Consider the following 672-nt stretch of genomic DNA (forward strand, 5'->3'; position numbering starts at 1 on the left):
AGATGATTGCGGAAATACATCAGCTGTTTTCACCCAAATAATTACAATCCGAGATACAACAGCTCCGACATGGACAACAGTTCCAGAAACCCTTAACGTGACTTTACAATGCAGTGATACAGAAGGATTGAATGCCGCACAAGCAAAAGCTCCAGTCGCAACAGATAATTGTAATGGAAATATAACTTACATTAAAACTAGTGGAGAATTACAAAGAGGAAGCTGTGGAAGTACTGGAACTTATACCAATACTTGGGTTGCGAAAGATCTTTGCAACAACATTTCAACTACATTTACTCAAGTAATTACGATCCAAGATACTGCAGCTCCAGAATGGATTACAGTTCCTGGAACATTAAATGTAACTTTAGAATGTAGTGATACAGCAGGACTAATTGCTGCTCAGAATCAGGCTCCTCTTGCTACTGCAAATTGCACAATTGTAACTTATACTAAAACAAGCGGACAATTCATAGCTTCTGAAGGATGTGGTAATGCTGGAACTTATACTAATAGCTGGATTGCTAAAGATGATTGTGGAAATGTTACTGACAGTTTCTATCAAGTAATTACCATCGAAGACAAAACGGCTCCGACTTGGACAACTGAAATTGGTTCTTTAAACAAAACAATCGAATGCAGCGATACAGAAGCTTTGGCATCGGCGCAAGC

Annotated in this window: 1 protein-coding gene; it reads left to right on the forward strand. The window is 38.8% G+C overall.

All coding sequences use genetic code 11. The annotated features are described in order from the left end of the window. On the forward strand, positions 1–672 hold a 672-nt coding region (locus EYY60_RS22170; protein WP_162847815.1), incomplete at both ends, for a hypothetical protein.

Source organism: Flavobacterium zhairuonense, assembly GCF_004352915.1.
Lineage (GTDB): Bacteria > Bacteroidota > Bacteroidia > Flavobacteriales > Flavobacteriaceae > Flavobacterium > Flavobacterium zhairuonense.